Consider the following 8,482-nt stretch of genomic DNA (forward strand, 5'->3'; position numbering starts at 1 on the left):
CCACATGAGGCCGGAAAGCACTGCGGCTTTCCGCACCTTTGGGGTACGTATAGATACATTACGGCCAGACCACCCACCCGTCAAAACGCCCCCCACCCGGGCGTGTCGCACCGGTCCGCACCCAACTCCCCATACCTAGCTCGGAAGCCGGGCCCACCCTACGGAACCGGGCCCACGATAGAACATGGGCCCAGCGTCCGGGCCCAGGCCCGGACGCAAGGCCGTGCTCGGCATCCACCCGCCCCAACGGGCCCACGTCATTCACTCACCCACCGGGCCCACCCTGTGAAGGCGGGCCCCGGTTATCGGCTGGGCCCGGATTCCGGGCCCGGGACGTAAGTGAGGCGGAATTGGAACTGCGGATGTCGGGGGCTTGCGGGAGACTGGGGACGTGAGCCGATCATCTAAGACGACGCAGCAGCATCCGCTTGAGCATCGCGCCTGGATTCTGCGTCTCGGGTTTCGGCGAAGCCTGCTGCGGCCGGAGGACACCGAGCGCAGCGAGCGCGTCACCTACATCGAATTGTTTTTCGACCTCATTTTCGTCTTTGCGCTGACTCAGCTCTCGCGCTATTTGTATGCCAACCAGTCCTGGGTGGGTGCACTGGAGTCAATCATTCTCGTGCTCGCCCTGTGGTGGCTGTGGGTGTATACGACCTGGGTGACCAACTGGCTCGATCCGGCCAGGCTGCCGGTGCGCGGTGTCGTCATCGGCCTCTCCCTCGTGGGTCTCGTGATCAGTACCTCGATCTACGATTCCTTCGGTGACCAGGGGCTGATCTTCGCCATCGCGTACGTGGCCTTGCAACTCGGGCGCACGGTGTTCATGGTGCTCGCCCTCGCCCGGCACGATCCGGCCCTGCACGCGACGTTTTTGCGCATTCTGCTTTGGCTGTCGGCAGCCGGCGCCTTCTGGATCGTCGGGGCGCTGCTGCCGCTGACCTATCGCCTGCCGGCCTGGCTCATCGCCCTCGCCATCGAGTACGGGTCCGCGAGCCTCGGGTTTCGCGTTCCCGGGCTGAAAGCACCCGGTGTCGACGACTGGGATGTCTCCGGCCCGCATATTGCCGAGCGCAGCGCCCTGTTCGTGATCATCGCGATCGGCGAGTCCTTTTTGGTGACCGGGTTTGCATTTGTCGATCAGGAGGTATCCGCTTTGGGGATTGCCGGTCTGTTTCTCGCCTTTGTGAACGGCGTAGCCATGTGGTGGCTCTATTTCGATCACGGGGAGCGTGCCGGGAGCAAGGCGATCGCCGCGTCGAGCGAGCCGGGCCGCATCGCTCGACTCGCCTATACCTACGTGCACGCGATCGTCATCGCCGGAATTGTGCTGACCTCGGTCGCGGATAAATCAGTGCTCGAGCATCCGGAGGATGTCATGACGCTTCCGGTGGCCGTCACGCTGGTCGGTGGGCCGCTGTTCTACCTCGTCGGGCTGCTGCTGTTTCGCTGGATCGTCGCGCGCACCGTGCTCATCTCGCACGTCGTCGGAATTGCCGTGCTCGCCGTGGCCGGTGCGGCCGCCGCCCTCGTGACTCCGCTCGGGCTGGGCGTCGTGACCTCGGTCATTCTGGTTGCCGTGGCGGCGTGGGAGACGATCGCGCGCGTTCGCGCCGGCACCACAGACGACGACGCCGGTTGAATCACGCTAGTGCTGAGCGGATGCCGGGCCCACCTTACGAACGCGGGCCCAGTTTGTAAGCTGGGCTCAGGTTCCGGCCCCGGCCCCGGCCCCGGACGAACTGGGGGGCAGGTGGGGCCGTTGGCCTCTAGTGCTCTCCTGGCGCGGCCGAGATACTGACATGAGCGGCATTGCTGAATTTGATTGGAAGGCACTCATGGGCTCTCTTACGTATGATCGAGTCATCGTGGAGATCGACGACCGCACCCTGGCACACCTGCAAATGGTGATCGTTCAGAAGCTGCGCCGCGGCGAGAGCTTTCTGCTGTCCTGGCGCGATTCCGCCGAGGTGGGGTCCGGGCGCAGTTCGATCTGGCTCAATCCCGCTATTCCGCTCTACTTCAAGTTCGTGGGAGGTCGGGCGGCCACCCTCAACCGCCAGTGGATCGAAGACCTGTGCCGTTCGGCCAACAGCGCCCAGGGACTGGTCATAGTGAGCGAGGACGACTCCATGCCGGACACTCCTCTGTCGCCGCGACCCAGGACCACCGTCACCGCCCGTGCGTCCACGCGCGGGACCACCGTGCCCCTGCCCGTGTAGCGAGCGCGCTCAATCACGACCGAGGGGCGCGCCCGACCGCGGACCGAGCTCACGGCTGCGGGCCCGCGCTCGATGCGCGGGCCCGCTGTTGGAGATGGTGGAAGTTAGTGCTTGGCAACCAGGGTGAGCACGTCGTAGGACGCGACCAGCTCGTCGTTCTGGTTGGTCAGCACGGCATCCCAGCGCACCTCGCCGTACTCGTCGGTCTCACGCGGGGTGATCTGCTTCGCGGTGAGCGCGACACGAATGCTGTCGCCCGGCGAGACCGGCGTGACGAAACGCAGGTTCTCGAGGCCGGAGTTGGCGAGTACCGGTCCGGGGGCCGGATCGACAAACAGGCCAGCGGCCCAGGAGACGAGCAGGTAACCGTGCGCCACCCGGCCAGGGAAGAACGGGTTGGCTGCGGCCGCCTCCTCGTCCATGTGGGCGTAGAAGGTGTCGCCGGTGAACTGGGCGAAGGTTTCGATGTCCTCGAGGGTCACCGTGCGCGAGTCCGAGACGATCTGGTCGCCGATTACGAGCTCGGCCAGGCTCTTTCGAAACGGATGCGTGGAGCCGGCTCGCGCAGTCGCGCCCTGGTGCCAGATTCCGGTGATCGCCGTGAGCATCTCGGGTGAGCCCTGAATGGCGGTGCGCTGCATGTGGTGCAGCACCGCGCGGATGCCGCCGAGCTCTTCGCCGCCGCCGGCCCGGCCTGGGCCGCCGTGCACGAGCTGCGGCACCGGCGAACCGTGCCCGGTCGAGGTGCGGGCGTCGTCACGGTCGAGCACGAGTACCCGACCGTTGAAGGCCGAGATGCCGGTCATCAGGGCGACGGCCACTGACGGGTCGTGCGTGGCGATGCTGGTCACGAGCGATCCGCCGCCGCGCCGAACGAGGGCGATGGCCTCATCGATGGTGTCGTAGCCGAGTACGCTCGAGACCGGGCCAAAGGCCTCGACCTCGTGCACGGCGGCGGCCGACGCATCGTCGAAGCGCAGCAGCAGAGGCTCGACGAAAGCGCCGTCGGGAGCAAACCCGGTCGTGCCGTCCGCGTGCAGAACGGCGGGGGCATCCGTTTGACCGACGACGAGTTCGCCGCCGGCGGCCTGCAGGCGGGCGACCTGCTTGAGCACTTCGAGGCGCTGCGCGGTGGAGGCGAGCGGGCCCATGGTGACGCCCTGGGCGCGCGGGTCGCCGAGCACGGTGCGCTCGGTGATGCGCGCCTGCACGGCCGCGACCACGTCATCCATAGCCGCGCGCGGCACGATGACGCGACGGATGGCGGTGCACTTCTGGCCGGCCTTGACCGTCATCTCGGTGACGACCTGCTTGACGAAGGCGTCGAATTCGGGAGTGCCGGTGACGGCATCCGTTCCAAGGACCGAAGCGTTGATCGAGTCGGTCTCGTTGGTGAAGCGCACTCCCCCGGTCTGCACGGACTCGCTCGCCCGCAGCTTCTCGGCGGTGGAGGCCGATCCGGTGAAGGCGACGAGGTCGCCGAGGCGCACGTCGTCGAACAGGGTCGGCACGCTGCCGGAGACGAGTTGCAGCGAGCCCTCCGGCAGCAGTCCGGAGTCGGCGAGGATGCGCACGAAGGCTTCGGCGAGGTAGCCGGACGGGGTCGCGGGCTTGACCAGGGTGGGCACCCCGGCGAGGAAGGCCGGCGCGAACTTCTCCAGGGCACCCCAGACCGGAAAGTTGAAGGCGTTGATCTGCACGGCCACGCCGGGCAGGCGGGAGTAAATATGGCGGGCGATGAAGGAGCCGTCCTTGGAGAGCGGCTCGACCGGTCCGTCGACGTAGACACGGGCGTTGGGCAGTTCACGGCGGCCCTTGGAGGAGTAGCTGAACAGCACGCCGATTCCGCCGTCGATGTCGACCCAGGAGTCGACCTTGGTGGCGCCGGTCCGGCTGGAGAGCGCGTAGAGCTCCTGCTTGCGCTCGGTCAGCAGCAGCGCCATCTGCTTGAGCAGCACGGCACGCTGGTGAAACGTAAGCTCCCCGAGCGATTTTTGGCCGACCGTGCGCGCGTAGTCGAGCGCGGCGGCCAGATCGAGGCCGTGGGTGCTGACGCGCGTGACGACCTCGCCGGTCGAGGCGTCACAGACGTCGGTACCGGTCGAGGCATCGGTCGGGGTCCACCAGGCGCCCTGAACGTAGCTGGGCAGAATGGTCGTCATGGGCGCCTCCTTGGCGGTGGGATGGGGTGCGTTTTCGAGGATGGGTCGCGTTTTCGGAATGGCGGTCTCGGCAAGCTCGGCCAACGGATTGGGTGCGTTTTCGAGATTGCCTTGCGTGGTCGGGGCGGGCATCAGGCCTCGTCCCAGCGGTAGAAGCCTTGGCCGGACTTGCGGCCGAGCTTGCCCTCGGCGACGAGCCGGCGCAGCAGCGCCGGCGGTTCGAAGCGGGCGCCGAGCTGTTTGTGCAGGTATTCGGCGATTCCGAGCCGCACGTCGAGCCCGACCAGGTCGGTCAGTTTCAACGGTCCAACCGGATGCTTATAGCCGAGCATCATGGCGGCGTCGATATCCGAGGCGCTCGCGACTCCCTCTTCGAGCATGCGGATGGCCTCGAGTCCGAGGGCCACTCCGAGCCGGGAGGAGGCGAATCCGGGGGCATCGCTGACGGTGATCGGAGTCTTGCCGAGGGCGGAGACCCAGCTTTGGGCATCCGCTACCAATTCAGCCGAGGTCGCGCTGCCGGTGACCAGTTCGACCAAGTTCGAGGCGGGAACCGGGTTGAAGAAGTGCAGGCCGAGAAAGCGGGCCGGACGTTTCAGCTCATAGGCGAGGTCGTCGATCGAGATCGAGGAGGTGTTGCTGGCGAGCGCGGCATCATCGGGAAGCTCTGCTTCGACCCGTTGCAGGGCGTCGACCTTCAGCGCGCGTATCTCGGGGACGGCCTCCATGACAAGTTCCCGGTCGCTGAACAGACCGAAGTCGGCGCCGACGGCGAGGCGGTCCTCGAGTTCGAGACGGGTTTCGCCGGTGGCCCCGCGGGCAATGCTCGCATCGACGGCGCGCAGCACACGCTCGCGCGCGGCATCCGCTTCGGTGTCGTTGCGTTCAACCAGTACCACGCGGGCACCGGCCAGCAGGAAGGCGTGGGCAATACCGGCGCCCATGCGCCCGCCGCCGAGCACGCCAACCCGGTCGGGCACGCCGTTTTCGCCGCGATCACCGAGTTCCAGTTCAGAAACAGACATCAGATATCCTCCACAGTGACGATTACGGCGGCCGTGCCTTTCGACACTAGACCCGCTCCAGGATGAGGGCCGAGCCCTGGCCGACACCGATGCACATCGTGGCGAGGCCATGCCCGGCATTTTCCCGTTCCATGCGGGCCAGCAGGGTCACGACCAGGCGCGCTCCGCTCGATCCCAGCGGATGCCCGAGCGCGATCGCCCCGCCATCCCGGTTGACGATCTCCTCATCGAGGCCGAGGCGACGGATGCAGGCGATGGACTGGGTGGCGAAGGCTTCGTTGAGCTCGATCGCCCCGAGGTCAGCGATGTCGAGGCCGCTGCGCTCGAGGGCACGCTGGGTGGCGACGACCGGGCCGAGGCCCATGATCTCGGGGGCCAGGCCGACGCTCGCGCCGACGACGACGCGGGCGCGCGGCGTCAGGCCGTACTTTTTCACGGCCTCACCGCTCGCGACCAGAATCGCCGACGAGCCGTCGTTGAGCGAGCTCGCGTTGCCGGCCGTGACGACGGAGCCGCCCGCGACGATGGGGCGCAGGGCGGCGAGGCCCTCGAGGGTGGTGTCCCGGCGCGGGCCCTCATCGACGAGTACCTCGCCCTTTTTGGTGGGCACGCCGACGATTTCGTCAACGAAGTGGCCAGCATCGATCGCGGCAGCGGCGCGCTGATGGCTGCGGAGGGCGAAGGCATCCGCTTCTAAGCGGGTAATGCCGTCGAGCCGGGCGACCTCCTCGGCCGTCTCCGACATGGAGAAGGTGGCTTTGTCGCGGGCGGCGAGTTTGGGGTTGACGAACCGCCAGCCGATGGAGGTGTCGAACTGGGCGCCGGGCTTGGCCCAGGGGCGCTCGGGCTTGGCCTGCACCCAGGGTGCGCGGGTCATTGATTCGACGCCGCCGGCGATCATGAGGTCGGCGTCGCCGGCGCGGATCGCCTGGGCGGCCATCGTAATGGCGGACATTCCGGAGGCGCAGAGCCGGTTGACGGTAATTCCGGGTACGTGGTCGGGCAGCCCGGCGAGCAGCCCTGCCATGCGGGCGACGTTGCGGTTATCTTCGCCGGCCTGGGTGGCGGCGCCGAAGATGATCTCCTCGATCAGGCCGGGGTCGATGTCGGCGCGGCGTACGACTTCGCCGACGACGAGCGCGGCGAGGTCGTCGGGACGAACCGTGGCCAGCGCTCCGCCGTAGCGGCCTACGGGGGTGCGTGCTCCTCCAACGAGGTAGGCCTCGGCCATATTCTCTCCTGACGACGGTGTCTGCGTGTGGCTGCGGGAACGATCGCTAACTTACCGATCGTTCGGAAAGTAATTCTGGCAGACGCGGCCGAGTTCGCACAACCCACTGGGCACCGGGCGCGAAAAAGGGGCACCCGCCGGTTGGCGAGTGCCCCTTTTAGTTCAAACGGATGCTAAATGTTGGCGAGTTCGCGTACAGCCGCGTCACCGGGGGTGGCGGAGGTGTAGCTCGCGTCAATCTCGGCACGGTCGAGCAGCTCGTCCATGCGGCGCTTGCGCTGCTTGGGGATGAGCGTCACGACGGTTCCGGTCTTGCCCGCGCGGCCGGTCCGGCCGGCACGGTGCAGGTACGTCTTGTACTCGTCGGGGGCGTCGGCCTGGATGACCAGATCGATGTCGTCAACGTGGATTCCGCGAGCAGCGACATCCGTTGCGACGAGCACGTTGACCCGGCCACTCGTGAGCATCTGCAGGTTACGGGTACGACGGGCCTGGTTGAGGTCACCGTGCAGGCTGGTGGCCTTGACTCCGGCGTCTTCGAGCTGGTCGGCGAGCTGCTCAGCGTAGGCCCGGGTGCGGCTGAAGATGAGCGTCTTGCCCTCACGGTTGACGAGCTCTTCGATGATGCGGCTCTTGTCGCGGTGTTCGATGACGAGCACGCGGTGGTCGATCGTGGAGGACGCCTGGTCTTCGCCGGCGACCTCGTGCACGGCCGGGTTGGTCAGGAATTCCTTGACCAGCGAGGCAACGCCCTTGTCGAGGGTGGCGGAGAAGAGCAACTTCTGGCCGCCGGCCTTGGTCTGACGCAGAATGCGCTGCACGGGCTCGAGGAATCCGAGGTCGCACATGTAGTCGGCCTCGTCGAGCACGGTGATAACGACTTCGCTCAGGTCAAGGCGACCCTGGTCGATGAGGTCTTCGATGCGTCCGGCGGTGCCAACGATGATGTCGACGCCGCGCTGGAGGGCGCTCACCTGACGGTACTGCGGAACTCCGCCGTAGATCTGGGTGGTGAAGAGGCCGACGCTGCGAGCGATGGGCTGCACGGTGCGGTCAATCTGCAGCGCGAGCTCACGGGTCGGGGCCAGGATGAGCGCGCGCGGCTTGCGGGCGTGCTTGCGGTCCTTGGCGCCGTTGTTCTCCATGAGCTTTTCAACCAAGGGAGCAGCGAAGGCGATGGTCTTGCCGGATCCGGTCTTGCCACGGCCGAGCACATCGCGACCGGCGAGAACGTCGGGGATGGTCGCGGCCTGGATCGGGAACGGGGCCGGAGCGCCGAGGGTGGCGAGCTCGCGAACGATGTTCTCGCCGAGGCCGAGATCGCCGAAGGTTACGCCGACAACGTCGGACGCGGTCGTTGCAATGGCTTCGAGACGCTCGAGGACGACGTCTTCGCCACCGGCGAAGGTGGGCTTGACACCCTCTTCGCTGCGCTTCGGGTAGAACTTGCTGTCGCCGTCGCTGGGACGGTCGTTACCGAAGTCGCGACGGGGCGGGCGGTCATCGTTGGAGCGGCGCGGGGCGCGGTCTTCGAAGCTGCGCGGGGCGCGGTCGCCGTAGGACGGACGCTCGGTGCGAGGAGCGCTGTTGCGGTCACCGTAGGAGGGACGTTCGGTACGAGCCGGACGGTCGTTGTTGTAGGCGGGACGGTCGGTGCGCGGAGCACGGTCACCGTAGGACGGACGCTCGGTACGGGGAGCGCTGTTGCGGTCACCATAGGACGGACGTTCGGTACGAGCCGGACGGTCGTTGTTGTAGGCCGGACGGTCGGTACGCGGAGCACGGTCACCATAGGACGGACGCTCGGTACGGGGAGCGCTGTTGCGGTCACCATAGGACGGA

6 protein-coding genes are annotated in these 8,482 nt (G+C 67.1%); 2 read left to right on the forward strand and 4 right to left on the reverse strand.

Features of this window, described 5'->3' with window-relative positions; translation table 11 throughout:
* The first annotated feature begins 391 nt into the window (after positions 1–391).
* Together E3O45_RS15670 and E3O45_RS15675 are read left to right on the forward strand one after the other, a co-directional pair.
* A complete protein-coding gene (locus E3O45_RS15670) occupies positions 392–1,642 on the forward strand; it encodes a low temperature requirement protein A (protein ID WP_166789532.1) in 1,251 nt (416 codons plus the stop codon).
* A gap of 160 nt (positions 1,643–1,802) precedes the next feature.
* Positions 1,803–2,222 carry an ATP-dependent DNA ligase gene (locus E3O45_RS15675; RefSeq protein WP_370450389.1) on the forward strand — a complete coding sequence of 140 codons (420 nt, stop codon included), beginning with the start codon at positions 1,803–1,805 and terminating at the stop codon, positions 2,220–2,222.
* Positions 2,223–2,326: 104 nt separating this feature from the next.
* On the opposite strand, the gene paaZ is transcribed toward E3O45_RS15675, so the two are convergent.
* From paaZ to E3O45_RS15695, 4 genes are all read right to left on the reverse strand, one after another.
* On the reverse strand, positions 2,327–4,384 hold the full coding sequence (gene paaZ, locus E3O45_RS15680) for a phenylacetic acid degradation bifunctional protein PaaZ (protein WP_134444347.1): 2,058 nt from the start codon (positions 4,382–4,384) through the stop codon (positions 2,327–2,329).
* Positions 4,385–4,515: 131 nt separating this feature from the next.
* Positions 4,516–5,409 carry a 3-hydroxyacyl-CoA dehydrogenase family protein gene (locus E3O45_RS15685; RefSeq protein ID WP_134444348.1) on the reverse strand — a complete coding sequence of 298 codons (894 nt, stop codon included), beginning with the start codon at positions 5,407–5,409 and terminating at the stop codon, positions 4,516–4,518.
* A 46-nt stretch (positions 5,410–5,455) separates the two neighbouring features.
* Positions 5,456–6,640: an acetyl-CoA C-acyltransferase gene (locus E3O45_RS15690; protein WP_134444350.1), complete on the reverse strand. Its 1,185-nt coding sequence runs from the start codon at positions 6,638–6,640 to the stop codon at positions 5,456–5,458.
* A gap of 173 nt (positions 6,641–6,813) precedes the next feature.
* The coding region (locus E3O45_RS15695; RefSeq protein WP_241985400.1) for a DEAD/DEAH box helicase at positions 6,814–8,482 on the reverse strand (1,669 nt) is incomplete at its 5' end.

This window comes from Cryobacterium sp. TMS1-20-1 (assembly GCF_004402355.1).
Lineage (GTDB): Bacteria > Actinomycetota > Actinomycetes > Actinomycetales > Microbacteriaceae > Cryobacterium > Cryobacterium levicorallinum.

Coding starts and splice junctions, on each gene's coding strand:
- E3O45_RS15675 (WP_370450389.1), top strand. CDS start 1,803: ATGAGCGGCATTGCTGAATTTGATTGGAAGGCACTCATGGGCTCTCTT.
- paaZ (WP_134444347.1), bottom strand. CDS start 4,384: ATGACGACCATTCTGCCCAGCTACGTTCAGGGCGCCTGGTGGACCCCG.
- E3O45_RS15685 (WP_134444348.1), bottom strand. CDS start 5,409: ATGTCTGTTTCTGAACTGGAACTCGGTGATCGCGGCGAAAACGGCGTG.
- E3O45_RS15690 (WP_134444350.1), bottom strand. CDS start 6,640: ATGGCCGAGGCCTACCTCGTTGGAGGAGCACGCACCCCCGTAGGCCGC.